This is a genomic window from Zafaria cholistanensis, assembly GCF_008580665.1.
GTDB lineage: Bacteria > Actinomycetota > Actinomycetes > Actinomycetales > Micrococcaceae > Zafaria > Zafaria cholistanensis.
This window is the reverse complement of record NZ_BKDJ01000002.1, coordinates 241,908-267,966: the sequence shown is the minus strand read 5'-3', so window position 1 is coordinate 267,966 and position 26,059 is coordinate 241,908. Positions and strand designations below refer to the sequence as shown.

The 26,059-nt window shown below is 68.0% G+C and carries 23 protein-coding genes; 12 read left to right on the top strand and 11 right to left on the bottom strand.

Annotated features, from left to right (window positions below):
* Window positions 1-293 precede the first annotated feature (293 nt).
* Window positions 294-875 (top strand): TetR/AcrR family transcriptional regulator, encoded by a 582-nt coding sequence (locus NCCP_RS03815; RefSeq protein ID WP_149955894.1) that lies wholly within the window; start codon window positions 294-296, stop codon window positions 873-875.
* A gap of 462 nt (window positions 876-1,337) precedes the next feature.
* Here NCCP_RS03815 and NCCP_RS14905 read toward each other — a convergent pair whose 3' ends face one another.
* Entirely contained in the window at window positions 1,338-1,487 is a 150-nt protein-coding gene (locus NCCP_RS14905) for a hypothetical protein (protein ID WP_172627281.1), read from the bottom strand.
* A gap of 629 nt (window positions 1,488-2,116) precedes the next feature.
* Between NCCP_RS14905 and NCCP_RS03810 the strand changes: the two genes are divergently transcribed.
* Complete coding sequence (locus tag NCCP_RS03810) at window positions 2,117-2,464, top strand: DUF6176 family protein (RefSeq protein WP_149955893.1); 348 nt, start codon at window positions 2,117-2,119, stop codon at window positions 2,462-2,464.
* A gap of 278 nt (window positions 2,465-2,742) precedes the next feature.
* Here NCCP_RS03810 and NCCP_RS03805 read toward each other — a convergent pair whose 3' ends face one another.
* From NCCP_RS03805 to NCCP_RS03780, 7 genes are all read right to left on the bottom strand, one after another.
* A complete protein-coding gene (locus tag NCCP_RS03805) occupies window positions 2,743-4,149 on the bottom strand; it encodes a ferredoxin reductase (protein ID WP_149955892.1) in 1,407 nt (468 codons plus the stop codon).
* Entirely contained in the window at window positions 4,146-5,450 is a 1,305-nt protein-coding gene (locus NCCP_RS03800) for an aromatic ring-hydroxylating oxygenase subunit alpha (protein ID WP_149955891.1), read from the bottom strand. Before NCCP_RS03800 ends, NCCP_RS03805 begins: the two co-directional genes overlap by 4 nt.
* A gap of 662 nt (window positions 5,451-6,112) precedes the next feature.
* Window positions 6,113-8,263 (bottom strand): PKD domain-containing protein, encoded by a 2,151-nt coding sequence (locus tag NCCP_RS03795; RefSeq protein WP_149955890.1) that lies wholly within the window; start codon window positions 8,261-8,263, stop codon window positions 6,113-6,115.
* Between the two features lie 203 nt (window positions 8,264-8,466).
* On the bottom strand, window positions 8,467-8,604 hold the full coding sequence (locus NCCP_RS14900; RefSeq protein WP_172627280.1) for a hypothetical protein: 138 nt from the start codon (window positions 8,602-8,604) through the stop codon (window positions 8,467-8,469).
* Between the two features lie 38 nt (window positions 8,605-8,642).
* Window positions 8,643-8,876, bottom strand: a complete 234-nt coding sequence (locus NCCP_RS03790; protein ID WP_149955889.1) for a zinc-ribbon domain-containing protein — start codon at window positions 8,874-8,876, stop codon at window positions 8,643-8,645.
* A gap of 20 nt (window positions 8,877-8,896) precedes the next feature.
* A complete protein-coding gene (locus tag NCCP_RS03785) occupies window positions 8,897-9,289 on the bottom strand; it encodes a hypothetical protein (protein ID WP_216364649.1) in 393 nt (130 codons plus the stop codon).
* A 58-nt stretch (window positions 9,290-9,347) separates the two neighbouring features.
* Window positions 9,348-10,145, bottom strand: coding sequence for a hypothetical protein (locus NCCP_RS03780; protein ID WP_149955888.1), 798 nt, complete (start codon window positions 10,143-10,145; stop codon window positions 9,348-9,350).
* A gap of 596 nt (window positions 10,146-10,741) precedes the next feature.
* Here NCCP_RS03780 and NCCP_RS03775 point away from each other — a divergent pair.
* Genes NCCP_RS03775 through NCCP_RS03760 form a run of 4 tightly spaced genes read left to right on the top strand, consistent with a single transcriptional unit; the run spans window position 10,742 to window position 16,469 of the window.
* Complete coding sequence (locus NCCP_RS03775) at window positions 10,742-12,022, top strand: glycosyltransferase (protein ID WP_216364648.1); 1,281 nt, start codon at window positions 10,742-10,744, stop codon at window positions 12,020-12,022.
* On the top strand, window positions 12,019-13,872 hold the full coding sequence (locus tag NCCP_RS03770) for a right-handed parallel beta-helix repeat-containing protein (protein WP_149955887.1): 1,854 nt from the start codon (window positions 12,019-12,021) through the stop codon (window positions 13,870-13,872). The genes NCCP_RS03775 and NCCP_RS03770 overlap by 4 nt, the downstream gene beginning before the upstream one ends.
* Complete coding sequence (locus tag NCCP_RS03765; protein ID WP_149955886.1) at window positions 13,869-14,960, top strand: right-handed parallel beta-helix repeat-containing protein; 1,092 nt, start codon at window positions 13,869-13,871, stop codon at window positions 14,958-14,960. Before NCCP_RS03770 ends, NCCP_RS03765 begins: the two co-directional genes overlap by 4 nt.
* Before the next feature lie 45 nt (window positions 14,961-15,005).
* The gene (locus NCCP_RS03760; protein WP_149955885.1) at window positions 15,006-16,469 is read left to right on the top strand and encodes a UDP-glucose dehydrogenase family protein; all 1,464 of its coding nucleotides are present in this window, start codon (window positions 15,006-15,008) and stop codon (window positions 16,467-16,469) included.
* Between the two features lie 19 nt (window positions 16,470-16,488).
* On the opposite strand, the gene NCCP_RS03755 is transcribed toward NCCP_RS03760, so the two are convergent.
* From NCCP_RS03755 to NCCP_RS03745, 3 genes are all read right to left on the bottom strand, one after another.
* Window positions 16,489-18,006 (bottom strand): SulP family inorganic anion transporter, encoded by a 1,518-nt coding sequence (locus tag NCCP_RS03755; protein WP_149955884.1) that lies wholly within the window; start codon window positions 18,004-18,006, stop codon window positions 16,489-16,491.
* 134 nt (window positions 18,007-18,140) lie between these two features.
* Entirely contained in the window at window positions 18,141-18,491 is a 351-nt protein-coding gene (locus NCCP_RS03750) for an ArsR/SmtB family transcription factor (protein WP_149955883.1), read from the bottom strand.
* Window positions 18,492-18,584: 93 nt separating this feature from the next.
* Complete coding sequence (locus tag NCCP_RS03745) at window positions 18,585-19,325, bottom strand: aquaporin (RefSeq protein ID WP_149955882.1); 741 nt, start codon at window positions 19,323-19,325, stop codon at window positions 18,585-18,587.
* A gap of 45 nt (window positions 19,326-19,370) precedes the next feature.
* Here NCCP_RS03745 and NCCP_RS03740 point away from each other — a divergent pair, with 45 nt between their 5' ends.
* From NCCP_RS03740 to NCCP_RS03720, 6 genes are all read left to right on the top strand, one after another.
* Window positions 19,371-20,045, top strand: coding sequence for an arsenate reductase/protein-tyrosine-phosphatase family protein (locus NCCP_RS03740; protein ID WP_149955881.1), 675 nt, complete (start codon window positions 19,371-19,373; stop codon window positions 20,043-20,045).
* Window positions 20,046-20,364: 319 nt separating this feature from the next.
* Entirely contained in the window at window positions 20,365-20,787 is a 423-nt protein-coding gene (locus NCCP_RS03735; RefSeq protein ID WP_149955880.1) for an arsenate reductase ArsC, read from the top strand.
* Window positions 20,788-20,857: 70 nt separating this feature from the next.
* Window positions 20,858-21,835: a thioredoxin-disulfide reductase gene (gene trxB / locus NCCP_RS03730; RefSeq protein WP_149955879.1), complete on the top strand. Its 978-nt coding sequence runs from the start codon at window positions 20,858-20,860 to the stop codon at window positions 21,833-21,835.
* 59 nt (window positions 21,836-21,894) lie between these two features.
* Window positions 21,895-23,271, top strand: a complete 1,377-nt coding sequence (locus NCCP_RS03725; RefSeq protein ID WP_149955878.1) for an FAD-dependent oxidoreductase — start codon at window positions 21,895-21,897, stop codon at window positions 23,269-23,271.
* Between the two features lie 958 nt (window positions 23,272-24,229).
* Window positions 24,230-24,355 (top strand): hypothetical protein, encoded by a 126-nt coding sequence (locus tag NCCP_RS15405; protein ID WP_263970120.1) that lies wholly within the window; start codon window positions 24,230-24,232, stop codon window positions 24,353-24,355.
* Between the two features lie 126 nt (window positions 24,356-24,481).
* Window positions 24,482-25,996 carry a CYTH and CHAD domain-containing protein gene (locus NCCP_RS03720; RefSeq protein WP_149955877.1) on the top strand — a complete coding sequence of 505 codons (1,515 nt, stop codon included), beginning with the start codon at window positions 24,482-24,484 and terminating at the stop codon, window positions 25,994-25,996.
* Window positions 25,997-26,059 lie beyond the last annotated feature (63 nt).

The following is a 26,059-nucleotide window of genomic DNA, read 5'->3' as shown; positions in this document are numbered from 1 at the left end:
ACAGCGCCGACAGGGCACCGATCGCGGCCATGGTCGGTCCGAACGAGACGAACAGGCCCCCGGAGACGGCCATCGCGAGGGCGAACGCGTCCTGCCACCGCAACGTGCGGTGCAGCGCCGGGGGAGCGCTTGCGTGGTCGAGCGAACTGGCCATGGTTTGACCTTTCGGGGAAGGAGGGGGATCGGGATGGGAACACCTTGGCGCAACCTCGTGCGCTAAGTCACATCACATAAAACTATGCAGTTGCTTAGTTGTCTGTGTCAAGCGCCACTCCGGGGACTACACTCGGGGTGTGGCAACGGATCGGATCAACAGGTACGGCAGGGGTCGCGAGGCCCTGCTCGCGGCCACGATTGCCGTGGTGGCCGAGCGCGGACTGCACGGGCTGACCTTCCGCGCCGTGGCCGAGCTCGCTGGAGTCAACAACACGTTGATCAGCCACCATTTCGGAACGAAGGATGCGCTGCTCCATGAAGCCGTCGCTTGGGCCACCGCCCGGGCCATCAGGCTCAGCGACCTCTCCGCCACCGAGACCATTGACGGAGACTTCGCCCGCGCCCTGGTTGAGCTCGTGGCCAGCGAACCCCAGTTGCAGGTGTTCCAGTACGAATTCGTGCTGGAGGCCCGGCGCCGCCCGGACCTCCGCGAGGAGGCAGTGGCCCTCTACGAGGGATACATCGAGGCGCTCGAAGTGGCGCTGACCCGGCATGGGCACACGCATGCGAGGCCCTTGGCCCGCGCCGTCTTCGCGGCCCTGGACGGCTTGGTTTTCCAACAGTTGACCGTGGCCGACCCCGACGTTGTCCAGGAAGCCATCGAGAGAGTCGGCCGCCTCCTGGAGGCGAGCCTGATCGAGAGCCGCCAATCGGCATAAGGGGAAGCTTGGCGGTACCCCGCCCACTCCTCGCGCCGTGACACAACGGAAGCGGGAACCGCAGTGGCTCCCGCTTCCGCCGCGCTATGCGGTCTTGCCCCCCGTTGGCGGGAACAGTGCGGTCCATGGGAAAGGGCCGCCACTGTCCGTGATACCAGGGGCCGAGCGCGGTCAGTGGCAGTGCGCTTTGACAGATGTGCTGCACGAGCACGGGGAAACCGAAGGATTTATCTCTCCTCGCGCCCTGCCTTCGAGAGTGTCTCGACAAAAGTGTCTCTTTGCTCTCCCGTTGCAAGACATCCGCGTGCGTCTTAGTTCGGCGGTGGGGGCGCCGGCGGCGGACCCGGGCCCCCAACGGACTTGCCCACGGGTGGGAGGCAGAGGACGGGCAATGTTTTCCCAAGCTGTGCGGGGCATCCTCAAGCATCTTCGCCACGGCGGAGATGGCCCTTCCGGGCAGACTTATCCGTCCTGCCAAAGATCCTTGAGGGAATGCTCGTCAAGCATTGTTCGGGTGCCGAAGGAATCTCGAATCCACACCACGGAGAGTTTCTTGGCCACCTCCACCACTTCTCCCCCGATCATCCGGCCGTTGGGACCAGCTGCCTCCACAACGTCTCCCACGGCGAGGCGCGACAAACACTGCCCAGGAGTCAGGATAATCTTTTTGGGACCAAGTGAGCGGTGAACGGGAGTGTCCGATAAACGGTGGGAACAGAGTGGCCTGACCGAAAGGCAATCTCCGCGACCACCGTATGCACCGCGGCCTGCACCTGGGCTCGTGCAGTGTGAGGGCAGGGCGGGGCGGGTGAGGACCGCTTCGTTTAGTAGCGCGCCCGTAGATTAGGGGCTGGGTGGGCTCCATCGAGCGGACGGCTTTCAAGCGCCACACTGTCGGTAACTCTCTGGGACATGGGGGTCACACGTCTGTGAGCCTCCGGGTCGGTGCCGGTGGTTCGATCATTTTGCTCTCGGTCGGACATGGAGTCTTCCCCCTCTATCGTTCTTTGCTGTCCTGGAACGTTGGCCAAGGCCCGGTTCCTGGCAGGAGGCGGGTCAGACCGGACCCGGCCGCCGCCTCGTTGAGCCGCAGTGGCGGGGAGTCCGGTAGCAGCAGCGCGCCTCCACAACGTGCTGAAACCCCTGTTCCGTCGCGCGTCGCGGGGCTATTATCCAGCTGTACCGGCGGGGCTGCCGCCGTGCCGCACCAAACGCGTCGGAGCAACCGCAAAGGGCCTGTCATGGAATGCATTACATGGTTCACACCGATTTTGCCCGGGAAGCTGGACCAGTGGAAGTTGCTCATCGAAGAGATCAACGGCCCGCGAAAGCAGGAACACCTTCGCTCCCGCGAGCGCATGGGCGTGGTAAGGGAAGTAGCCAGCCTTATGCAGACGCCACAAGGCGACTTCGCCTGCCTTTTCCTTGAAGGCGAAGACCTGAGCAAATCATCTGAGGTGGCCGCCACTTCAGATGATCCCTACGATCAGTGGTTCAGGGAGCAGGCCAGGGAAATCCACGGAATCACGCCTGAAATGCTGCGGGCACCAATCCCTGCGACCTTGATGTTTGACTCCAAGGCAGGCTGACGTGGATGCTCCCCGCCGTGGAAGGACTGCGGCGGGGAGCATCCAGGCCCGCAGCGGCCACCGATCCGTAATGAACTGCCGTCCGCCGGGTCGGGTATTTCACATGAAAAACAGGCTGCCGGTTTGCTCCTCTGGCCGGCGGCACGGTACAGACAGTCGAGGTGGCCTGCCGGCCTCATGCCGCTTTGGCTCCGGCTTTAAGTGACTCGTCGATGGGAGCTGAATCCAGCTTGGCCAGACCCCTCCAGTTTTCTCGGGATCTGGCACAGCCGGATCATCTAGGCATCGATCACCAGGTCGGTCTGCGCCGTGGAGCAGCAGGGCAGGAACTTGCCCGCATCGATTTCCCGTGCCCGGATACCGCCCTGGTGGTTCATGTTGACTTCCCCGGAAAGCTTGACGACTTTGCAGGAGCCGCACATGCCTTCCTTGCAGTTCGCACCGATCCTGACGCCGGCACGCTGTGCCACCCCGAGGATGTGTTCGGCGGGATCAATCCGCACATTGATGCCTGTGCGCAGGAAGGACATGGTGAGGCTGCCCGTGCCCACGGTGTCAAAGCTCGAGGCATCGGGAGCCGCGGCCTCCGGCCCGGCGTCCGAACTGTCCTCGGCGGCGGGGGCTTCCGGGTCGACGGTTTCCAGAGGCAGCCCCGAGGCCTTCAGGGTTCCCTCGGCGTCATAGCCGGGCTCGTAGAGCCCGAACGCGCTGGGCTGGCTTTCATAGTAGTCCTCGGCGGAATCGGCGATTTCCTCCGCGATTTCCTCCGCGATGTCCGACGCAAGCGCAATCTCTGCCTGGTACTCAAGAAGTGTCTGGCGATCTCCCGAGAAGAACTCCATGTAGATGGAGGTGTCATCGACGCCGACCTTCTTGAGGAGCTCGGTGGCGCTGTTCAGGTATCCCTCCGGGCCGCAGGCATAGACCTGGCGGCCGTTGGCATCGGGGGCCACCTGGTCGAGCATGGCTGCCGTCAGCCTTCCGCTGAGCCCTTCCCATCCCTCGGGCTTGCTGCGGTCGCCCAGGGAGTAGAAGACCTTGACGCGCGAGTCCACGGAGGCGATATAGGCCAACTCCTGGTGGAAGGCGAAACCTCCGGCCTCGGCTCCATGGTAGAGCACCACGACGTCGGCATGTCCGGGCAGGGAGTGGATGGTCCGCACCATGGACATGATGGGAGTGATGCCTGCGCCGGCGGCGAGCAAGAGGTAACGCGCCCGCCGGTCGGCGTCGGGCAGGTGGAACGCTCCGACCGGTCCGAGCATATCGAGGACGGTGCCGGGTTTGACGTTCTGGTGCACCCACGGGGAGACGAGTCCGGTGGGGTCGCGTTTGACGGTGACGCTGAAGGTCCAGGGCTGGAGAGGCGAACTGGACAGCGAGTAGCTGCGGTCTGCCGGTTCCTGGTCCTCGCCGTTCACGGGAAAGGCGATGTTGACGTACTGGCCCGCGCGGAACGCCAGGGGCGCACCGTCGCAGCGGCGGAACACGAAGGTCATCATGCCGCCGGCTTCGGGTGCGGTCTCGACACATTCGGCCATGAACTCCTGCGGATGCCAGGGACCCAAGGCGCGGGCGGCGTGGGCGGGCGCCTCGGTGCTGCCCATCACCCTGTTCCACGGCATCTCGAGGCCGCGAATGCGCTGGGGTTCCTGGATCACCGTCTCGGTGAGGGGTTCAGTCATGCCAGGTGCTCCTGCACGCGCTGCACGTACCAGTTGATGAACGCCTCCACCTGGTATTCGCTCTTCATGTATGGACCGGGCTCGTAGGCGGGGCTGCCGGCACCCTTTTGGCACAGCTCCACGAACGCCTTGTCCTGCAGGTTGGTCTGCTTCCAGGTGTAGGTGAGTTTTTCCAGATCGTAATCGACGCCTTCTTCGGCGTCGTCCGCCACGAGCCAGGTGGTGCGTACCAGCGACTGGTGTTCGTTGATGGGGAAGACGCCGAACGTGATGACGTGGTCCCCGAGGAAATGGAACCAGCTGTTGGGCTGCAGGTGCATCGAGCAGCGGCCCAGGCGGAAGTCCCGCAGGTCGCCGAGCAGCTTCTTGGAAAGCCTGCGCCCGTCGGCCGAGAACGATTCTCCGTCCCCGTCCAGTGCTTCACGTGAGATGCGGATTCCCGCGATGCGCGTGTCAAGCTCCTCGACCACCTCGTAGGGCAGGCCGTAGCGGCGGCAACGCTCCTCAAGGGAGGACTGGGCTTCCTTGTTGCGGTCCCACACTTCCTCAAGGTGGGCCGGAATCAGGCCCTCCGTCAAGCCCCACGTCGGGAAGAGGGAGCAGGCGAGTTCAGGGTGGCCGTCACAGTGGTAGCACTCACGGTTGTTCTCCATGACGAGCTTCCAGTTGCCCTCTTCGATGATGTTCTGCTGGTAAGCGATTTTCGTCTTCGACAGATCGTGGGGGGCGAGGTAGGGCTCAAAGATCTTGGAGGTTTCGTCGAAGTCGGCCGGCGGTTCGTCCGCAATGCAGACGAAGATGAGTCCGGCGACCACGCGGCTGTGGGCGCGCTTGAGGGCGAAACAGTTCTTGTCGAACTTCGCTTCTCCCGGGGCTGAGGCGTGGATCAAGTCGCCGTTGGGCGAGTAGGTCCAGGAGTGATAGCCGCACACCAGGTTTCCGGTGGAGCCGGCGGATTCAGTCAGGACGCGGGCGCCGCGGTGGCGGCACACGTTGTGCAGGACGTTGACGCCGCCGTCGTCGTTGCGCAGGACAATCAGGGAATAGGGCCCGTAGTCGACGGTGACGTAGTCGCCCGGCTCCGGCAGTTCAGCGACGCTGGCGGCAAAGATCCAGTGTTTGCCGAAAATGGCCTCCATATCGATCTTGAAAACCGTCGGGTCGGTGTAAAAGGGAGCGTCGAGGGAATATCCCGTGCGGCGGAACGCAAACAATTCGGTGATCTCAGCCAGCTGCTCGGCAGGCAATGATGTGGTCAGTTTTCCGCGTGAATTGGCGGACACGTTCACTGAAGCGGACATCTGTTTCCTCCGGGAGAGCTGGGTGGTGTGCAAACTGTGGAGACCACGGGTTGAGTAGGGCAACCGGTGTTACCGGACCGTTTGGGGCATGAAATTAGAGAGGGTCGGTGTGCAGGAAAAGCGCACAATTTGGGAAGAGCCATGGATAGCGGTAGCGACTCCAATATTTCAACCTTCAAAGTGCGTCCTACGCAACAACAATCAGTATACGCAACATCGTGACTTGCGTCACGCCTCTTGTCAAGCATCCTCCAGGTGCAGCGCAAGACGGCAGGACAGCGCAGGTCATCGAGACGGCCGGCCAGGCGGTATCCATGCTGTGCCCTGCCCCGGCGGCCCCAGGCCCCAGCGAGCCGCAAGACTCCGGCCGCCTTTGGCTTGGCCGTTTCCCCGCCGGATGGCTGCTGCTCCGGATCCACAAGAATCCAAGGGCCAATGGGGTTAGAAAATGCCCAGTTGGCCGGAACCCCACACTGTGCATGATGCGTGAAGGGCCCCGCTCCCAAGGGAACGGGGCCCTTCACGCATCGGCGGAGCCCGGGGACTTCGGCGGCTCCGCGCTTCGGCTGGCCTGCTCCCCGGAAATCGGACCTGAAAGCCTTCGGTCCAATTTCCGGGGAGTGGTCCTTTTCCGGGTGAGCGCCTTCGTGGTGGCGATCGCGTTACCGGCGGCTGGTGAAGGTCACGTCCTTCAGGAATCCGCCGCGGCTGGATTCGACGATCAGCCGGGTCACTCCCGCCGGCGCTACGCCGTTGCGGGTGCGGACGCTCCAGATGCCCTCGGTCGCGCCGGCTGCCGGAGCCTCGACCGTGGCGGTGCCGATGAGCTGTCCCTTCCCGCCGGTGGCCGTCTGGGTCCAGACGCTGACGGTGTTGTTGTTCGTTATCGTTGCCGTGCCCGCGACGCGCCACTCGTTCCTGCCGGTCCGCACTTCGGCGGCCGTCACGGCCAGGATGTCCGCCTTGGCGGTGACGGTCACTGTGGCAGGAGCCGAAACCGTGCCGTTGGGCGAGGTGACGACCAGTTGGAACGTGACCGGGGCCTTCCCGGAGGGCATGGCGAACGTGAAGCTCGGAGCCGTCGCATCAAACGCGGTCGGGGTGCCGCCCGTCTGCGTCCAGGAGTAGCGGGCCGCGTTCGTGCTGCCGGATCCGTCGATCGTCACGTTCTGCCCGACGAGGGGGTCGGTCGTGGAAGCCGTTGCGACCGCGGTCGGGGTCTGGTCGGCGGCCGTGACGGTGACTGTCACCGGCTCGGAGACCACTGAGGTGCCGTCCGGCGCCCTGGTCGTGAGGGTGAACGCCAGCTCTGCGGCCTGGTCTGGAGCCGTGAACGTCGTCGTGGCCGCGCTGGGATCGGCGAGCGTGACGGGCGTGCCCTTGGTTTGGGCCCAGGCATACGAGGTGGCGTTCACCGACGAGGATCCGTCGAGGGTCACTTCCTTGCCTGCCAGGGTGGTGGACGGCGCGACGGCGATGGCCGTCGTCGCCTCCGCTGTCCCGAGGGCTCCGCCGGTCACGGACACCGGAGCGGTGTCCGAGCCGCCGGCGGCCGAGGTCACGGTAACCGAGGCGGGCGGGATCGCGAGGCCGGAGACGGTGAGCCGTCCATCGGCCAGGGCCTGCCCGCCGTAGCTGAGTTGGGGACTCTCAACGGCGTCGGAGGTGGTGGCGGTGATGACCAGTTCCTGCGAGGCCGTGCTGTAGATGGCGCCGGTGACGGTAACAAGGTCTGTGACGGTGACCGTCTTGGTGGCGACAGGTTTGTCGGACTCGTTCAGGAGGGTCACTTTGTCGGGGACGGAGGTGAGGGGTACACGGGCGAAGTAGTCCGTGCCATCCGCACCACCGGCAGCGAGGGTCGTTTCGGCCAGCCCCTCACCGGAGACGGTGATCGCGTCATTGGCACCGGCGCGGGCGTGGACGTTGAGGAACATTCCGTCACCGTCCTCGCTGACGGTGGCCGAAACCGGGTCGATCCCCGAGTTGGTCGAGACCTTGCCGAGGAGGGTGAACTGGTCTGTCTCCGCGATGACCTGCCCGTCGGGTCCGGTCACGCGGAAGAAGTTCGTCTCGAACGGCGATCCGGTGACCGCCGTCGGAACCGCCGGATCCGCCAGGTAGGTGCCGGTGTCAGTTTCCACCGGTCCGGCCGTGGACTGCAGGAATGGTGCGATGCGGGAACGCAATGCCAGCCCGAAGTTCTGGGGGGCCGGGGTGATGTCCTCGGTGAAGTTGATGCCGTCGGCCGGGGTGTCGACCTCGAATGTGTCCACGCCATAGGGGTGGGTGACCGTGTAGGTTCCGGCTGCGGGCGTGTCGACCCGGATGCGCAGGCGCCCGAAGACTACCTGGTCACCATCCTTGGGCTCTTCGTTGGCGAACGTGGCCTCCAGGGCCATGACAAGAGTTGCGTCGCCCCCGGCCGTGGTGTCGGCGACGGCCTCGGACTGGAAGTAGAAGGACTCGCCCGGCCAGTTGCTCTCGGCAGCGGTGGTGCCGATGTGGAGCGGCCGCTCCGGGTCCAGCCCTTCTCCGACGAGGAACGCCGGATCGCACATCGCCTCGTTCGCATCGAGGCACTGTTCCAGTTTGAGGCCGGAGGCGTCCTCGTAGTACACGGGAAAACCGTAGGGGCCGGCCGGCCCCACCCCCTTGAGGGTATCGGTGTTGGCCGTGGTGACTTCCCCCATGACAACGGTGGCCCCGGCGGCGACCAGGCCCACGGCCGTGATCGTGGCGATACCGGCGCGCAGGCGGCGCCGGTATCCTCTGCTTATTGCGGCAGGATGAAGCCAAGCATCTTGTGACATTACATCTCGCTCCCTCGGTGCGATCTTCCCCGATCCCGGCGGGATTTGGGGCACGACTCTCCTTGCGGAAGCGAGCATGGCACGAAGGGCATGCGTAAACCTTGGGAAGCACCCGGATGGTCAATGCCAGCCGAATTTAGGGCCCAAACCGCCAACTGAAAAGGAGGCCGCCGGACACCGTTCAAGGTTTGGGTGCTGGCCGGCTAGGGGAAGCTCCCCACGCTGAAGAAGCCTGAACCGGCCAGCGCGTCCCCGGCGATGCGCCCGGGCAGGCGCACCGTGGCCGGACCCACCGTCCTGCGGGCCGGGTTCGGCGAGCCGGCAGGGGAGCCGCCGGGCACAAGCAGGAAATTTCCGCGGGCGGAGCCGGGGGCGAAGATTACCGCCGGGCCAAGGCCGCAGCTTCCCGCCGGCTGGCGGATGACTGCCGCCCGCAGGCTGTACAGGTGACGTGGTAGCTGCGGCCAAAGGTCCACACGGGGATGAAGAAAACCGACACTCTGGTGCCGTGTTCCACCACCTCCTGCAGCGCTTCCCGGCCACAAAACTGGCACCGTGCCGGACCGGTGACCGACCGGCGGTTGAAGGAATTCATGCCGAACAGGAAGAACACAGCGTGCCCCTTTCAGATCCTCACGTTGGGCGGCGCGAACCACTGGCCAGGGATCGCCGTCGCGCCTTGGCTTCCCGCCGGACGGACGCCCACGCGGCGAGCCAGGCCAGCTCCACGGCCAGGTCCACAAGATAGACGCGCCTGATGCGTCCTTTTGACCCATAGGCGGCATCCACGGCCCCGAAGGCGAGCGCGGAGCCCACACCGAGCCGGCGGGCCGCTGCCATCCCTTCGGGGGATGAGCCGGCACGAACCATGGCGTATCCGATGGCCATGGACAATCCGGCCACGGTCTGCACCAGCCATTTGTCCACTTTTGGCCCGGTGACCCCGGCGAAGCTTCGGTAATGGAGCAGCGGCCACAGCCCGGCCGCAAGATTGAAGGCACCATGCGTCCTGGCCAACCGTTCCATCGTCACTCCGTGTTTGGGGGTCGGACCTCCAGCATAGGGGCCGTCCCTGGGGAGGCGTCTACGGGTACCTTCCGTCGCCTCCGCAGAACCAGCAGTCCACCTGCCTGGCACCGTTCTCCATATAGCATGTCTCCGAGCCATCCCCGCCGCACTGCGGGCACCGCACGTCCCGCCCCGTCGCCGGATCGGTGATGTAGGCCGTGCCTTTGCACCGCCGGCATTCGATGACCCCGGCCCCGGAGCAGCGCGGGCAATCCACCTTCCTGTTCCCCTGGCACTTGGGGCACACCCCGTCCAGGGACTCCTCTTCCAGATCCAGCACGATCGTCCCGAGGCGGTCCCCGTACGCCCTCACCTCCACCTGGCCCGACCCGGTGAAAAGGCGGGCAGCCTCGCCGTCGAGGTTCGCATCGGGACCGCGCGGCGCCTTGGGCTGCGGGAGCTGCTCCAGGCACTGCCTGATGGGCTCCCACGCCCCGACGGTCCAGACGTTCGGGTCGGCGGCAGGCAGGGCACCGCACTGGAAGCCGTGCGGGGCGATGTGGATGTCCAGGCCGCCGTTGGCGTCAAGGGCCAGGTACGCGCCCAAGCGGGGAACGAGCCCGGCCAGGTAGCCGCAAATGGCCCCAAGGCCCGTGCCCGCCCCCGGGACGACGGAGTTGAGCCATGCACCGACGGCGGCGGCGGAAGCGGACAGGACCTCGGCGGCCAGTTCCCGGTCCTTCCTGCCGATGTAGATGTTCAGGCCTGTTTCATGGAACTGCTTGCGGTTCACCGGCGTGTACCAGATGTCCCAGACGGACGTTTCCACCGCAAGCCAAGAGTCTTCTCCGAACCTGACGCGTTTGTGCGGCATGCGCTTCCTCTCCCTGGATGGAGCCAGATAAAGAAGAAGGTATCGTGTCACGCGCCTCACCGCTTAGGGCAGAGGAACATCGGGCAGAGGAACATTCGGCCCGGCGAAGCCCGGCACTCCCGAATCCACGGCGTGGCGCATGAGCCACACAAACTCCACCCGGCTGTAGACGCACGGCCCCCACCCGGGCATCCCGCCCTCCGGAAATGGTGAACCGGCCCAGCATGGGGACCCCCGCAGGAGCGGGCCGGCTTCTTAAGTAGTCCCCGTGGGCAGCAGGTGTGATTTCGGTGGCTGGCGGGAAGATTCGAGTAGGAGCGGTTCTGGACTGCGCGGGCCGGCAGGATCCACGGTTGATAGCGAGGTTCAGCGAGACCGCCGGCAAAGAAAGAACCGCCGGGGTGGACGCCCGAAGCAGGCAGCGCTGAGACCCGAAATATCATCGGTCCGCTATGGCGGACGCTGGTGCGGGCGATGCACGACCGAAGCGCCGCACGACTGAACAGCATGACTGAACCGCACGACTGAACAGCGGGGCCACGCGCCTTGCTCTTCATCGAAGGTTCTTTACAGATCCACCTGCGCAAGGAGCAACCGTGCTTTCCCTGCCTGATGCATTCAATGATTTCGCCGCGTCCATCGACTGGGCAGCCATCCACGAATTCTATGCGGAAGTTTCGCCGTATTTCCCGGTGGCGGTGGCCGGAACCATTGTCTGGGGCCTGTGGGTCTACCGGTTCATCCTTTCCCACCGGGCCCGGCCGATCATCACCGGGTTCCGCACCTCGACATCGGTGATCGTCCCGTCCTTCCACGAGGATCCGGACATCCTCATGAGCGCGCTGGAATCCTGGCGGTCCCAAGGGCCGGACGAGATCATCATCGTGCTCGACGTGGAGGACCTGGAGGCCTACCGGCGCGTCTCGGCCCTGAATGATCCGAGGGTGCGGCCGATCCTGTTCCACCACGTGGGCAAGCGCTCGGCGCTCGGCGCCGGGATCCGGCTGGCACGCTATGACCTGCTGGTCCTGACGGATTCGGATACCTGGTGGCAGCCGGCGCTCCTGGAAGCCGTGCAGATGCCGTTCGAGGATCCGCTGGTCGGGGCCGTCGGGACACACCAGAACGTGTACCAGCGGGACACGAGCCTGTGGAGGCGGATCGCGGACTGGATGGTCAACCTGCGCTACCTGGATTATGTGCCGGCGATGGGCCGGGCCGGGGCCGTGCCCTGCATCTCGGGGCGAACCGCGGTGTACCGGCGGAGCGCGGTGCTGCCGGTGCTGGAACACCTGGAAAACGAGTACTTCCTGGGCAGGCGGTGTATCTCCGGGGACGACGGCCGGCTCACCTGGCTGGTCATCGCCTCGGGCTACAAGACGGTGCACCAGTCCACGGCCCGGGCGCTGTCCATGTTCCCGTCCAGCTTCCGCGCGTTCGTCAAGCAACGCGTCCGGTGGAGCCGGAACTCCTACCGCTGCTACCTGACCGCCATCGGCACCGGCTGGCTCTGGCGGGTGCCGTTCATCACCAAGGTGACCGTGCTGCAGATCCTGCTGACCCCGGTCACCATGGGCCTGACCATCTTCTACCTCCTCTTCAGCCGCCTGGAGCTGACCCCGCTGGGTGCGGCCGCGGCGGCCGGGTGGCTGCTGCTGGGCCGCGGCATCCGCGGAATCTCGCACCTGCGGCGGCACCCCAAAGACCTGCTGATCCTGCCGGTACTGGCCTTCGCCGTGATCATTGTGGCGCTGCCCATCAAGATGTACGCCTTCGTCACCATGAACAAGCAGGGCTGGCTGACACGGCGCGCGGACCAGACCGGCGGCGACGGCCAGGACGCCAAGACCCTGCAGTCTTCAGAGGAGGCGGCGTGAAGCATCCCGCCCTGCTGATCGCCGCCCTCCTGGTCCTGGTGGGTGTCCTGGCCGCGGGCTTCTTCTCCATGGGGAATTTCTTCAAGGAGGAGGAAGTGGACGCGTTCGGCCGCAACGAGATCGCCCGCAACGGCAATGTCCAAGGCAAGCTCTACCGGGGCGACCCGAAGGCCGAAGCCCAGCTGGTCCAGCGCGAGGAGGACCGCCTGGTCTACGTGCGCACCGTTGCCTCCGCCGCGCGCTGGAGGGTCGACGGGCTCAAGGGCCCGTACCGCCTGCGCACCGGTTCCACCTACACGCTGGTGCTGCAGGGCCGGGAGACGCCCTACACCGTCGCGGACCTGCTCCAGCTGGCACCCAAGGCCTTCGTGCGTGGCCCGGACGGCGCCTACCTGCTCTCGGAAAACATCGTGGTGCTGCCCGGCGCCAACCTGAACCTGGCCCCGCCCGGCGGGGAGGGAAGACTGGACATCCGGATGGAAAGCGGGCCCGGGTCCTTCGTCTCGATCGTCACCCTCGGCGGCTCCCTCACCATCGCGGGGACCGAGAACGCCCGGGCCACGGTCACCAGCTGGGACAGTGCCAGGGCCGCCCCGGACACCCTGACCGGAGACGGCCGTTCCTATATCCGGCTGGTCGGCGGCCACGCCAAGCTCTCCCACGCCCGGGTGGCCAACCTCGGCTTCTGGAGCGGGAACACCGGCGGGCTGTCATTGACCGGAACCAACACGGTGGGCACCTTCAGGACCCAGGATCCGCCACCCAAGTCCAGGGACGCCGCCGGCGCCGGGGCACGCCTGCTGTCCGAAAAGCAGGTGGAGACGCTCCATCCCACCGACGAGGACTACAGCGTGGTCACCGCCGGGATCGACCACGTAGTCTTCGAGAACAACGCGTTCGGCCTGTTCGCCGCGAACGCCCGGGATATCGCCGTCCAGGACACCACCATCCGCGGCAGCCTGGTGGACGGGCTGGTCCTGCACCGCTTCGTCACGGATGCCGCCATCACCCGCACCGACTCCTCCCGCAACGCCGTGGACGGGTTCACGCTGGGCCGCTCCACCACCGGCGTCGTGCTGGACCGGGTCACCGCGGAGGACAACGGCCGCAACGGCGTCTCGATGGATGGCCGCGCGCTCGCCGACGGTCCCAACGCCGTGGGCACCGCCGTCGAAATCTACGGCCGCAACCGCATTACGGAGAGCACGCTGAAGGACAACGGCCGGTACGGCGTCGAAATCAGCGGCGGCACCACGACGCGGGTCGCGGAGAACACCTTCGAGAAAAACCAGGTGGGCATCGTTGTCAACCATGCGGCCAGGGACGTCACCATCGCCGGCAATGACCTGCGGCACCAGAAAGAGCACGCCATCGCCATCCGTGGAACGGGCGCCTCAGCGGTGGTCAGGGAAAACTCCATCACCGGGGGCGACACCGGGGTCTACGTGCGCGATGCGCAGGCCGAGGTGACCGCCAATACGCTGCGTGGCATCTCCAACCACGGAATCACGCTGCGCGGCGAGGTCGCCGGCACCCGCGTGGCGGGCAACACGGTCTCCGGCTACGGATCGATTGCCATCTGGGCGGAGACGTCGGTGGGCGGCGCGGTGGGGGAGAACGACCTGCTGGGCTGGCAGCCCGCCTACACCGTCCAGCGGGTGGCGAACTTCGTCTTCCAGCCACTGACCTTCGTCTGGCTGCTGCTGGGCGCACTGCTGCTGGTGACCGCCGTGGCCGGTGGACGCAAATGGCGGACCGGCACCATCCACAACCCCTACGCCGAACGGGTGCCGCTCACCTCCCTGAGCAAGGGCATCCTCCCACCGGAACAGATCGGAGAGCGGAGATGACCAAACGCCCGCTGGCCCTGCTGGCCGTCCTGCTGACGCTCGCCCTGGGCGCCGTCGTCCTGGCCATGGCCGCCACCGGCCCTTCCGGAGGCCGGGACAGCGGCGCCGGGGCCCCGCCGGGCGCGCCCGCCAGCGGGTCCGCTCCCACCCCAAGTGCCGTGCCCGACGCCACGGCACCGCCGTCCGCCAGTGGCGCCGTGCCGGGATGCCCGGAAGCCACCGTGACGGTGGCCACGGACGGGGAACTGCACAACGTGCTGGAGGAGCCGGAACCGGGCACCGTGATCGTGCTGGCGGATGGCGTCTACGAGGGGAACTTCACCGGTACGGGGGACGGCACCGCGGACCGCCCCATCACCGTCTGCGGCAGCGCCCGGGCGATCCTGGACGGCGGGGGGATCGAGGAGGGCTATGTCTTCCACCTGGACCAGGCCGCGCACTGGGTGCTGCAGGGCTTCACCGTCCGCAACGGCCAGAAAGGGGTCATGGCGGACGAGGTCACCCACTCCGTCATCCGTGGCCTGACAGTCACGGACACCGGCGATGAGGCGGTCCACCTGCGCAAGTTCAGCACGGACAACCGGGTCCTCGGCAACACGATCTCCGACACCGGCCAGCGCAAGCCCAAGTTCGGCGAAGGCATCTACATCGGCACCGCCGAGAGCAACTGGTGCGATATCAGCAACTGCAAACCGGACCGCAGCGACCGCAACGAGATCGTTGGAAACACGATTTCCGCGACGACCGCGGAGAGCGTGGACATCAAGGAGGGAACGTCCAACGGCGTGCTCCGGGACAACCGCTTCGACGGCGCCGGACTGAAGGAGGCCGACTCGTGGGTGGACGTCAAGGGCAAAGGCTGGACCATTGCCGGGAATGCCGGAACGAACTCGCCCAAGGACGGATACCAGACGCACGAGATCCTGGACGGCTGGGGCACCGGCAACGTCTTCCGCGGCAACACCGCGCATGTCAACGGGCCCGGCTACGGCTACGCCCTGACCCCCGTGCTCGAGAACGTGGTCGAGTGCAGCAACCGGGCCACCGCTGCCAAGAGCGGCCTCTCCAACGAACCCTGCGCCAGCTGAGGCGGCGCCTTCCCACCACCCGGCCAACCGGAAAGAGCCAAGACCATGGATTCCACCCTGCCCAACCCCGCCGCTCCCAAAGTCACCGTGGTCGGCACCGGCTACCTTGGAGCCACCCACGCCATTTGCATGGCCGTGCTTGGCTTCGACGTGCTCGGCGTCGACGTGGACGAACGCAAGGTCGCGCAGCTGCGCGCCGGCAAGGTTCCCTTCTTCGAACCCGGGCTGCCGGAGAAGCTGGACCGGGCCATGGCCACCGGCCGCCTGCACTTCACCACGGACTTCGACGAGGCCGCCGCCTTCGGGGACGTGCACTTCGTCTGCGTCGGCACGCCGCAGGCCACCGACTCCTCCGCGGCGGAGCTGAAGTACGTCCACGCCGCCTTCGCCTCGCTCGCCTCGCGCATCGACCGCAAGGCGCTGCTGGTCGGCAAGTCCACCGTGCCCATCGGCACCGCCGCCCGGCTGACCGGGATGGTCCAGGGACTCTCGCCCGCGGGCCCGGAGCTGGAGCTGGCCTGGAATCCAGAGTTCCTGCGCGAAGGCTTTGCCGTCGAGGACACCCTTCACCCGGACCGCCTGGTCTTTGGCGTCGCCTCCGAGTGGGCCGAATCCCAGCTGCGCCGCATCTTCCATCCGCTGCTGGCGGACGGCACCCCGCTGATCGTCACGGACCTGGCCACCGCCGAGCTGGTCAAGGTGGCGGCGAACTCCTTCCTGGCCACCAAGATCTCCTTCATCAACGCCATGGCCGAAGTCTGCGAAGCGACCGGGGCCGACGTCAGCCTGCTCGCCCGGGCCCTGAGCCTGGACACCCGCATCGGCGGCCGCTTCCTGAAGCCCGGCCTCGGCTTCGGCGGCGGATGCCTCCCCAAGGACATCCGCGCCTTCAAGCACCGCGCCGAGGAACTCGGCGTCGGCCAGGCCGTGCGCTTCCTCGGGGAAGTGGACTCCATCAACAACCGCCGCCGCACCCGCAGCGTCGACCTGATCCGCGAACTCGCCGGCGGCACCCTGTCCGGGGTGAAGGTCGCGGCCCTGGGGGCCGCCTTCAAGCCCAATTCCGACGACGTCCGCGACGCCCCCGCCCTGGACGTGGCACGGCTCCTCTACCTGGAAGGCGCCTCCGTCACCGTCTACGACCCGGAGGCCAACCCCAACGCCCACCGGACCTACCCGGACCTGGACTACGTCGGCTCCCTCGCCGAGGCGGTCCGGCACGCCGACGTCGTCGCCCTGCTCACCGAGTGGGACGAATTCCGCGAAGCCGACCCCCAGGACCTCGGGGCCCTGGTGGCGCACCGGCGCATCTTCGACGGCCGCCACGCCCTCAATCCCGATCACTACACGGCCCACGGCTGGGAATACCGCGCCCTGGGCCGGCCGTACCAGCCCGCCGGCCGGTCCGGTGCCGTAGCGGCAGGGACCACCGGGCACGGCCCGGAGGCCCCGGCCCGCACCGGCGCCCCCGAAACCGGGCAGGAGGGTCCCTTCAGCCAGTCCCACTGACCTCCCGGGGCCGCCTGCCCTAGTGGCCTGCGCCCAGTTTTCCGCCCAGGCGTTCGTGCATGAGCAGGCTGGCCTCGTTGAGGCCGACGATCCTCACGTCCTTGCCATGGTGGCGGTATTTCTCGGTGATCGCATCCAAAGCCGCAACGGTGGAGGCGTCCCACAGGTGGGAGGCATGCATGTCGATGACCACCTGCTCCGGATCCAGCGCGTATTCGAACTGCGTGTAGAGGTCGTTGGAGGAGGCGAAGAACAGCTCGCCATTCACCACGTACGTGGCGGTTTCGCGGCCGTCGATGGCCGTGACGGTCCGTTCCACGGTGACGAAGTGCGCCACCCGGCGGGCGAACATGACCGTGGCCGTCAGCACCCCGACGCCCACGCCGATGGCGAGGTTATGGGTGGCGACGGTGGCGGTCACCGTGGCGAGCATGACCGCGGTTTCGCTCTTGGGCATCATCCGCAGCGTCGAGGGGCGGACGGAGTGCCAGTCGAAGGTGGCCACGGAGACGAAGATCATCACGGCGACCAGGGCCGCCATCGGGATCACCGAAACGATCCCGCCGAGGGCCACCACCAGGATGAGCAGGAAGACACCGGCCAGGAAGGTCGAGATCCTGGTGCGCGCGCCGGAGGCCTTCACGTTGATCATGGTTTGCCCGATCATTGCGCAGCCTCCCATGCCGCCGGTGAAACCGGTGACAATGTTCGCCACACCCTGGCCCCACGATTCGCGGGTCTTGTTGGAGCGGGTGTCGGTGACGTCGTCCACCAGCTTGGCCGTCATCAGGGATTCGAGCAGGCCCACGAAGGCCAGCGCCAAGGCAAAGGGGAAAACGATCTGCAGGGTTTCAACCGTGAAGGGAACATTCGGGACGAAGAGCGAAGGCAGCGAATCAGGCAGGTCGCCCTTGTCGCCCACGGTGGGAACCACGAGGGAGGCCAGCACTGTGATGAAGGTCAGCAGCACGATCGCGACCAGGGGGGCAGGTACCGCGGTGGTGATTTTGGGCAGGCCGAAGACGATCAGCAGCCCCAGCGCGGTGAGCGGGTAGACCAGCCACGGGACCCCGAGCAGTTCGGGGACCTGGGTCATGAAGATCAGGATGGCCAGCGCATTGACGAATCCCACCATGACGGAGCGTGGAATGAAGCGCATCAGCCTGGCGACTCCGGACAGGCCCAAAATGATTTGGAATATCCCGCCGAGAATCACGGCGGCGATGAAGTAGTCCACGCCGTGGCTTTTCACCAGGGGGGCAATGACCAGGGCGACGGCGCCGGTAGCGGCGGAGATCATCGCGGGCCGCCCGCCCACAAAGGCGATCGTCACGGCCATGGTGAACGAGGCGAACAGGCCCAGGCGGGGATCGACCCCGGCGATGATGGAAAACGCGATGGCCTCGGGGATCAGCGCCAGGGCCACGACGAGTCCGGCCAGGACCTCGGTCTTGAGCAGGCGCGGGGACTTCAGGGTGCGCAGTACGGACTGCCGTTCCTCCGGCGTCAACGTGCTGCTTGCGGGGGCGGGGGCCATGGGTGGTTCCGATCGGTCGTGGGCGCGGCGGCGCCAGGCTGGCGGGGTCAAGGGAAACGGGGGGCGCTGCGCGGAAAAGGCCGGTGTGTTCGACTCTCCCGACGGGGTGCGCGGGGTATGCAGGGTGCGCGGGGTCAGAGTTGGGCGAGAATTCCGGCGACGTCATCCAGCGCGCCGGGAACCAGGGAGTAGTAGGCCCAAGTGCCGCGCTTTTCGCGGTGCAGCAGGCCCGCGTCGACCAGGACCTTCAGATGGTGGGACACGGTGGGCTGGCCCAGCTCCAGCGGGCCGGTCAGGTCACACACGCAGGACTCGCCGGACGGTTCGGCCCTGACGATCGAGAGCAGCCGCAGCCGGTTCGGATCGGCGAGCGCCTTGAAAACCAGGGCCTTGCGCTTCGCCTCCTCGGCGCCCAGGGCGGCCGTTCCCTTCGGGGCGCAGCAGGGCTGGTCCGGGGCCGGCGTGGGGGTGGGCAGCGGTTCCATGTACCCATTATGCCCGGATATTGACAGGCATCAATGAATGGAGAGCTGAGCCTCAAGCTGGCGGTTGCGGCCCGGCGGCTGAGGGCGGGTTGCTTACGGACCGGCCGGTTCGGAGCGGTGCGGAAGGACGACGTCGTCCGCGGCGCGGGCCGCGCGGGGGAACAGGACCAGCAGGAGGCCCAGGCCCGCCGCCGCACCGGCCAGCTGCGCCAGGACGAATCCGGGAACGGAGGCCGGAGCGATGCCGGCGAACGTGTCGCTGAAGATGCGCCCGACCGTGACGGCCGGGTTCGCAAACGACGTCGAGGACGCGAACCAGTACGCGGCCCCGATGTAGGCGCCCACCGCCGGCGCGGCGAGCGCGCCGCGGGAGGTGGCTGCGAGGGCAAAGATCAGCAGGATGAGCCCGGCGGTGGCAACCACCTCGGCCAGCAGGTGCCCCGGGGTTGCGCGATCCTTGGCGGAGAGGGAAGTCCCCACCTCGAACATGGCATTGGCCAGCACGCTGCCGCCCACTGCGCCCGCGGTCTGGGCTGCCACATAGGTGCCCAGCTCCGGCAGGGTCAGTCCGGATCCGCTGCGCCGGCCGAGCACCCAGTCGACCAGGGAGACCACCGGATTGAAGTGCGCGCCGCTGACCGGCCCGAGCACCAGGATCAGCACCGTCAGGCCCAGCACCGTCGCGGTGCTGTTCTGGAGCAGCTGCAGGCCCACGTCGCCGGGGGAGAGCTGCTGCGCGGCGATCCCGGAACCGACGACGATGGCCACGAGCAGGCTGGTGCCAAGCAGTTCGGCAACGGCGCGGCGCCACAGCGGCGGCTGGTGTGAAGTCATGGCACCAGCTTGACCCAAAGAATTAACTCAGTCAAAATTGAGGCAATGGACATTGAGACCACAGCCGGCTTCCAGGCCCGCGTCGCAAAGCATGCCGCGCTGGCGGATCCCGCGCGGCTGCGCATCGTGGACCTGCTGACGCTGGGGGACTTTTCCCCGACGGAGCTCCAGTCCCGGCTGGGGATGCCGTCCAACCTGCTGTCCCACCACCTGCGCAGGCTGGAGGAGGCCGGGCTGGCCATCCGCCACCGCTCCGAGGCCGACAGGCGCCGCAGCTACGTCCGGCTTGCCGACGGTGCGCTGGAGCACCTGGCGCCCGGCGCCGGTCGGGGGGCCCGCCGCGTATTGTTCGTCTGCACGCGAAACAGCGCCCGCTCCCAGCTGGCCGCCGCGCTATGGAGGCGGGTCAGCGAAATTCCGTCGACGTCGGCGGGGACGCGTCCGGCGGACCGGATTGCCCGGGGAGCCATTGAGGTCGCCCGCCGCCACGGGGTGGACCTCGCGGATATTCCCCCCTGCGGGCTGGACCAGGTGGCCGCGGAGGGGGACTTCGTCGTCACCGTATGCGACAGCGCCCACGAGGAACTGGCCGGCCTGGGCCACGTGCACTGGTCCGTGCCGGACCCGCTGCGGCGGGGCACGGACCAGGCCTTCGAGGACGCCTTCCGGGACATCGCCCGGCGCGTCAGCGGACTGGGAGCGCGCCTGCTGGCCGCGTGACCCCGCGCCGCGGGCCCTGGGAGCTCGTGCCGCGGGCTCTGGGAGCTCGTGCCGCGGGCCCTCGGAGCCTGCGGAGCCGGCCCTGGCCCCCGGGCGGACAAGACAAATATTGACATCCATCAATCAAGCGCCGGATACTGCCTGCATCGATCGCCATCAATGTTTGACGACCATCCCGTTTATCGGGTGGTGGGCATGTTGGGTCAAAGCACCCGGCTCCCACACCTCAATCCAGACCTCAACCCAGGCCTAAGCCCAGACTTAAACTCAGGCCCAGCCCAGCCCGACCCGCCACCCAGCCCATGCCAGGAGAAGCCCCGTGAGCACCGAAACCGCCAAGAAGCCCTCCGTCCTGTTCGTCTGCGTCCACAACGCGGGCCGTTCCCAGATGGCCGCAGCGTTCCTCTCCACCCTCTCCCAGGGCCGGATCGAGGTCCGCTCCGCCGGCTCGCAGCCGGCGGAGCACATCAACCCCGCCGCGGTCGAGGCCATGGCGGAGGTGGGCATCGACATGTCCGCGGAGATCCCGAAGGTCCTCACCACCGAGGCCGTCCAGGAATCCGACGTGGTGATCACCATGGGCTGCGGCGACGAATGCCCCTACTTCCCGGGCAAGCGCTACGAGGACTGGGTCCTGGAGGACCCGGCGGGCAAAGGCGTCGAGTCCGTCCGCCCGATCCGGGACGCGATCAAGGCCCGCGTCGAGGACCTGATCGCCTCCCTCGTCCCGGCCGCCCGGTAATCCCCACCCGAGAATCACCGTCCGGCAACGCCTGTCCGTTAGCGCCCGTCCCGCACCCCAGGAGGCTTTCGTGAGCACCGAAAAACTGATCATCATCGGCTCCGGCCCTGCCGGCTACACCGCAGCGGTCTACGCGGCCCGCGCCGGCCTGGCGCCGCTGGTCCTGGCCGGTTCCGTCACCGCGGGAGGCGCGCTGATGAACACCACCGAGGTGGAGAACTTTCCCGGGTTCCCGGCCGGCATCCAGGGCCCGGAACTGATGGAGGGCCTGCAGCAGCAGGCGGAGAGGTTCGGCGCCCAAGTGGTGTTCGACGACGTCGTGGAGGTGGAGCTTCGGGGGCACCTCAAGCGCGTGGTCACCGGTGCGGGCAAGACCCACGAGGCGCCGGCCGTCATCCTTGCCACCGGCTCGGTGTACAAGGAACTGGGCCTGCCGGAGGAGAAGAAGTTCAGCGGCCACGGCCTGTCCTGGTGCGCCACCTGCGACGGCTTCTTCTTCCGTGAACAGGACATCATCGTCGTCGGCGGTGGCGACTCCGCCATGGAGGAAGCCACCTTCCTGACCCGCTTCGCGCGTTCGGTCACCGTGGTCGTCCGCAAGGGCGAGCTGCGCGCCTCCCGCATCATGGCCCAGCGCGCCAAGGACAACCCGAAGATCAGCTTCGCCTGGAACTCGGCCGTCACCGCCATCCACGGCCAGGACAAGGTCACCGGCGTGACCCTGCGGGACACGGTCACCGGCGAAACCCGCGAGCAGGCAGCGACCGGGGTCTTCGTTGCCATCGGGCACGCACCACGCACCGACCTCGTGAAGGGCCAGGTGGACCTGGACGCCGAGGGGTACATCAAGGTCGATTCCCCGACCACGGTCACCAACCTCTCCGGCGTGTTCGCCTGCGGGGACGCCGTGGATTACCGGTACCGCCAGGCCATCACCGCCGCCGGCACCGGCTGCGCCGCGGCACTGGACGCCGAACGCTACCTTTCGGCCTTGGAGGACGCGGCCAGCATCGCCACGGCGCTGGTGGAGGAACCCACCCACTCCTGAACCCCGCCGGAACCGCTACGCCAATGGATGGAACAACAGTGGATGGAACAAAGGACAGCATGGATTCAGCCCAAGGCCTTCCCGTGGCCGTCATCGGCGCCGGCCCCGTGGGCCTCGCCGCCGCGGCCCACCTGCTCGAACGCGGCCTGGAGCCGCTGGTCTTCGAAGCGGGCCCGGCGGCGGGCGCCGCGATCGGGCACTGGCGCCACGTGCGGCTGTTCTCCCCGTGGCGGTTCAACCTGGACGCCGCCGCCGTCCGCCTGCTTGAGGCCTCCGGCTGGGAACCGCCCCGGCTGACCGTGCTGCCCTACGGCGGGGACCTGGTGGACAACTACCTCGCGCCGCTGGCCGCGCTGCCGCAGATCCGCTCCCGCCTCCGCACCGGTGCCCGCGTCGTCTCCGTGAGCCGCGCCGGACTGGACAAGACTCACTCCCGGGACCGCGGGTCCACACCCTTCGTGGTTCGGGTGGAGCAGGCGGAGGGCGGATCCCGCGACCACACGGTGGGCGCCGTCATCGATGCCTCCGGCACCTGGTCCACCCGCAACCCCCTCGGCGTCTCGGGCCTTCCCGCCCTGGGCGAGGACCGGGCGGCGGAGCGGATCTCCCCGCCCCTTCCCGACGTCGCCGGCCGGGACCGCGCCTCCTTCGCGGGCCGCCGTGTCCTGGTAGTCGGCGCGGGCCACTCCGCGGCCAACACCCTCATCAGCCTCGCCGGCCTGGCCCGGGACGTACCCGGCACCCGGATTCTGTGGGCGGTTCGTGGCGTGTCCGCGGAGAAGGCCTACGGCGGCGGCGACGCCGACGGACTGCCCGCCCGCGGCCAGCTCGGCTCCCGGCTCCGCCGCCTCGTGGAGGCCGGCACCATCGAACTGCACACCGGATTCGGCATCACCGCGTTCAGTCCCCTGGGCTCGCACGTGGAGGTTCGGGCCGCCGACGGACGCACCCTGGAGGTGGACGCCGTCGTGCCCTGCACGGGTTTCCGCCCGGACCTGGACATCCTGCGCGAGTTGCGCCTCGACCTGGACCCGGCGGTGGAGGCCCCCCGGAAACTGGGGCCGCTGATCGATCCCGAATTCCACTCCTGCGGTACCGTCCCGCCCCATGGGGCCAGGTTCCTGGCCCACCCGGACCAGGATTTCTACATCGTGGGGATGAAGTCCTACGGCCGGGCCCCGACCTTTTTGCTGGCCACCGGCTACGAGCAGGTCCGCTCCGTCGCCGCGGCCCTGGCCGGAGACCGAACCGCGGCGGACACCGTCCACCTCCAGCTTCCCGAGACCGGCGTCTGCTCCACCGATGCCGGCACCAGCTGCGACGTTCCCGCCCCGGCTCCCACACCCTCCGCCGGAGCCGGCTGCTGCCCCGCCCCGGAACCGGCGCCGGTCGGATTTCCCACGGGGCTGGCCCACGGCCGCTCCGGCGCCCGCTGACCCGCCGCGCCCGGGCCGCCGCGGAAGATGATCTGCCCGCGGTGACCCATAAGCCTCTGGCAATTCAGCGCCGGTCATCCACAATGGCTCCAGGAAGTCCAAGACGGGTCCAGGAACCGTCGGAGCCAGGAGGTTGCCGGAGCCGGGGAGGCTGCTGTGGCGCGCGTAGTGGGGATCCATGGAATTGGCCACCAGATCAGCAGCGGCCCCCAGCTTGCCGCCCAGTGGTGGCCCGCACTCGTGGGAGGCCTCGAGGCCGCCGGCAGGCCAGAGGATGCGGCCGCTTTGGGCCGGACGGATGTGAACGTGGTTTTCTTCGGCTCGCTCTTCCGCGGGCCTTCGGAGAGGTTGGGGGCTCCGGCGGCGCTGCCGGGCACACCCGCGAATCCCGAATCCGTCCCGATGATCCCCGAAGGAAGCGACGAGGCGGCGCTGATAGGGAAGTTCTACCGGGAAGCGGTCCGGCAGGATCCCTCTTTGGAGCTGCGCCCGGGCCCGGATACTGGACCTGCCCGGCCCGGACTCGCTGTCCCGGGCGTCCAGGAGATGCTGGCGCGGCTGCTCAAATACCCGGCCCTGGCGGGCATGGCGCAAGGCCTTTTTGCCGGCAGCTTGAGGCAGGTCACGGCATATCTGAACGACCCGGCAGTGCGCGGCGAGGTGATGGATCGCGCGGCGCAGGGCATTGGAGCGGATACGCGGGTGCTCATCGGGCACTCCCTGGGCTCCGTGGTCGCCTACGAACTGCTGGCGACGGGCCGCTACGGGCAGGTCCGGCTCCTGCTCACCGCCGGATCCCCCCTCGGCATCCCCAACGTCGTCTTCAACAAGCTGCTCCCCGCCCCCGTCGGCGGCAGGGGGGCCTGGCCCGGCTCCGTAGCCCGCTGGGTGAACGTGGCGGACCGGCACGACGTGATTGCCCTGGTGAAGGAACTCGCCCCGCTGTTTCCCGCCCCCGGTGGACGTCCACCCCTCGAGGACTACCGGGTGGACAACGGAGCCTCCCCCCCACGACGCCCTGGCCTACCTCAATACCGCCGTCATGGGCGAGGCCGTGGCCGAGGCCCTCTCCGGTCCCGCCTAAGGGACGGCCGGTTCCGTTTCCGCGGGGAGGCGCCCTGTTGCTGGGGGAGGAGCGGGGGGAAAATGTGGTGCGAAGGCACGGCTGGATTGGGCCCGCGGGCAACGCGGCGGCGAAGGCGGGGACGGCATGGTTCTGGAGGCATTGGCCGGGGTCGAGCGCAAGTACACGGTCAGCGAAGGGACGCGGCTGCCGGAACTGCGGAACCTGCCGGCAGTGCAGCGGGTGGATCCGCCGGAGGAGCTGGACCTGGAGGAGTTCTATTTCGATACGGCGGACCTGGTCCTGGCCCGGCGGGGCATCACGCTGCGCCGCGCGACCGGAGGGCAGGGCGCCGGATGGCGCCTGGCGGTCCCGGACGGGAACGGCGGACGGCGGGAGGTGGCCGAACCCGCAGGCGGTAAGCCGGGCCCGGTGCCCGAGGCATTGCTGCGCCTGGTTCGCGTCCACGTGCGGGCCAAGCCGCTGGGACCGGTGGCCAGGATCTCGATGCACCGCTCGGTGCACCGGCTGCGCGGGGTGGAGGGCGTGCTGGCGGAGGTCTGGGACGACGAAGTGCAGTCGGAGGCCACCACGGGCGGGGCCTTGATGGGCCTGTGGCGGGAGTGGGACGTCGAACTCGCCGCCGGCGGCCCGGAACTGCTCGACGCGGCGGAAGGGTTGTTCACCGCGGCGGGAGCCCGCCGCGAGACGCATTCGTCCAAGCTGGCCCGGGCCCTGGGGGAAATCCCGGTCCACAGGGAACCCGAACCACCGTCCCCCAGCGCCAAGGGACCGGCCTCCGCAGTGCTGCTTGCCTACCTCCACCGGCACTTGGCGCAGTTGCGGGAGCAGGACCCGCTGGTCCGCGCCAATGCCCCGGACGCGATCCACCAGATGCGCGCCACCACGCGCAAAATGCGTTCGGCGCTCGCCACCTACCGCAAGCTGCTCGAGCCCGAAGCGGCCCGCCGCCTGCGCGGAGAGCTCAAGTGGCTCGCCGGGGTGCTGGGGGAGGCCCGGGATGCCGAGGCGGTGCGCGGACGGCTGGCCGACAAGGTCGCCCACGAACCCGGCGACCTGCTCCTGGGGCCCGTGGGACACAGGATTGAGGAGGAGCTGGGGGCCACCTACACGGCTGCGCGGGCCAGGGTCCTCCACGCGCTGGAGGAGGAGCGCTACTTTGAGCTGCTCGACTCTCTGGAGGGGCTGCTCCAGCACCCTCCGCTCAACGGCAGGGCTTCCCGGCGGGCCGGCAAGGCCCTCCCCAAACTCGTCGAACGCGACGCCAAGCGGCTGCGCCGGGATGCCGCGGCCGCCCTGGCGGGCGGGGAAGGGGACCGCGATGCGGCACTGCACGAGGCGCGCAAGAGCGCCAAGCGGCTGCGCCATGCCGCCGGGTCCGCCGCCCCGGTGTTGGGCAAGCGCGCCCGGCGCCTGGCCAAAGCGGCCCACCGGATCCAAAAAATCCTGGGCGCCCACCATGACAGCGTGGTCGCCCGGCACGTCCTGCGGGAGCTGGCCGCCCAAGCGCCGGGCACCGCGGAAAACGGTTTCAGCTACGGCCGCCTGCACGCCCTGGAACAGGCCGCCGCGGCCGAATCCGAGGCCGCCTTCCGCGCGGCGTGGAAACGCTTTCCGGCCGCCCCGCTCAAGAAGGCCTAGCCCCGCTCAAGAAAGCCGGGCCCGGCAGGGAAGCAGCCGGCACGGAAGCAGCCGGCCGGGCAG

Excerpts from the sequence above, each read along its gene's own strand:
- NCCP_RS03810 (WP_149955893.1), top strand. The coding sequence starts at position 2,117 with ATGGAATGCATTACATGGTTCACACCGATTTTGCCCGGGAAGCTGGAC.
- NCCP_RS03805 (WP_149955892.1), bottom strand. The coding sequence starts at position 4,149 with ATGACTGAACCCCTCACCGAGACGGTGATCCAGGAACCCCAGCGCATT.
- NCCP_RS03800 (WP_149955891.1), bottom strand. The coding sequence starts at position 5,450 with ATGTCCGCTTCAGTGAACGTGTCCGCCAATTCACGCGGAAAACTGACC.
- NCCP_RS03795 (WP_149955890.1), bottom strand. The coding sequence starts at position 8,263 with ATGTCACAAGATGCTTGGCTTCATCCTGCCGCAATAAGCAGAGGATAC.
- NCCP_RS03785 (WP_216364649.1), bottom strand. The coding sequence starts at position 9,289 with ATGGAACGGTTGGCCAGGACGCATGGTGCCTTCAATCTTGCGGCCGGG.
- NCCP_RS03780 (WP_149955888.1), bottom strand. The coding sequence starts at position 10,145 with ATGCCGCACAAACGCGTCAGGTTCGGAGAAGACTCTTGGCTTGCGGTG.
- NCCP_RS03765 (WP_149955886.1), top strand. The coding sequence starts at position 13,869 with ATGACCAAACGCCCGCTGGCCCTGCTGGCCGTCCTGCTGACGCTCGCC.
- NCCP_RS03760 (WP_149955885.1), top strand. The coding sequence starts at position 15,006 with ATGGATTCCACCCTGCCCAACCCCGCCGCTCCCAAAGTCACCGTGGTC.
- NCCP_RS03755 (WP_149955884.1), bottom strand. The coding sequence starts at position 18,006 with ATGGCCCCCGCCCCCGCAAGCAGCACGTTGACGCCGGAGGAACGGCAG.
- NCCP_RS03750 (WP_149955883.1), bottom strand. The coding sequence starts at position 18,491 with ATGGAACCGCTGCCCACCCCCACGCCGGCCCCGGACCAGCCCTGCTGC.
- NCCP_RS03745 (WP_149955882.1), bottom strand. The coding sequence starts at position 19,325 with ATGACTTCACACCAGCCGCCGCTGTGGCGCCGCGCCGTTGCCGAACTG.
- NCCP_RS03740 (WP_149955881.1), top strand. The coding sequence starts at position 19,371 with ATGGACATTGAGACCACAGCCGGCTTCCAGGCCCGCGTCGCAAAGCAT.
- NCCP_RS03725 (WP_149955878.1), top strand. The coding sequence starts at position 21,895 with ATGGATTCAGCCCAAGGCCTTCCCGTGGCCGTCATCGGCGCCGGCCCC.
- NCCP_RS03720 (WP_149955877.1), top strand. The coding sequence starts at position 24,482 with ATGGTTCTGGAGGCATTGGCCGGGGTCGAGCGCAAGTACACGGTCAGC.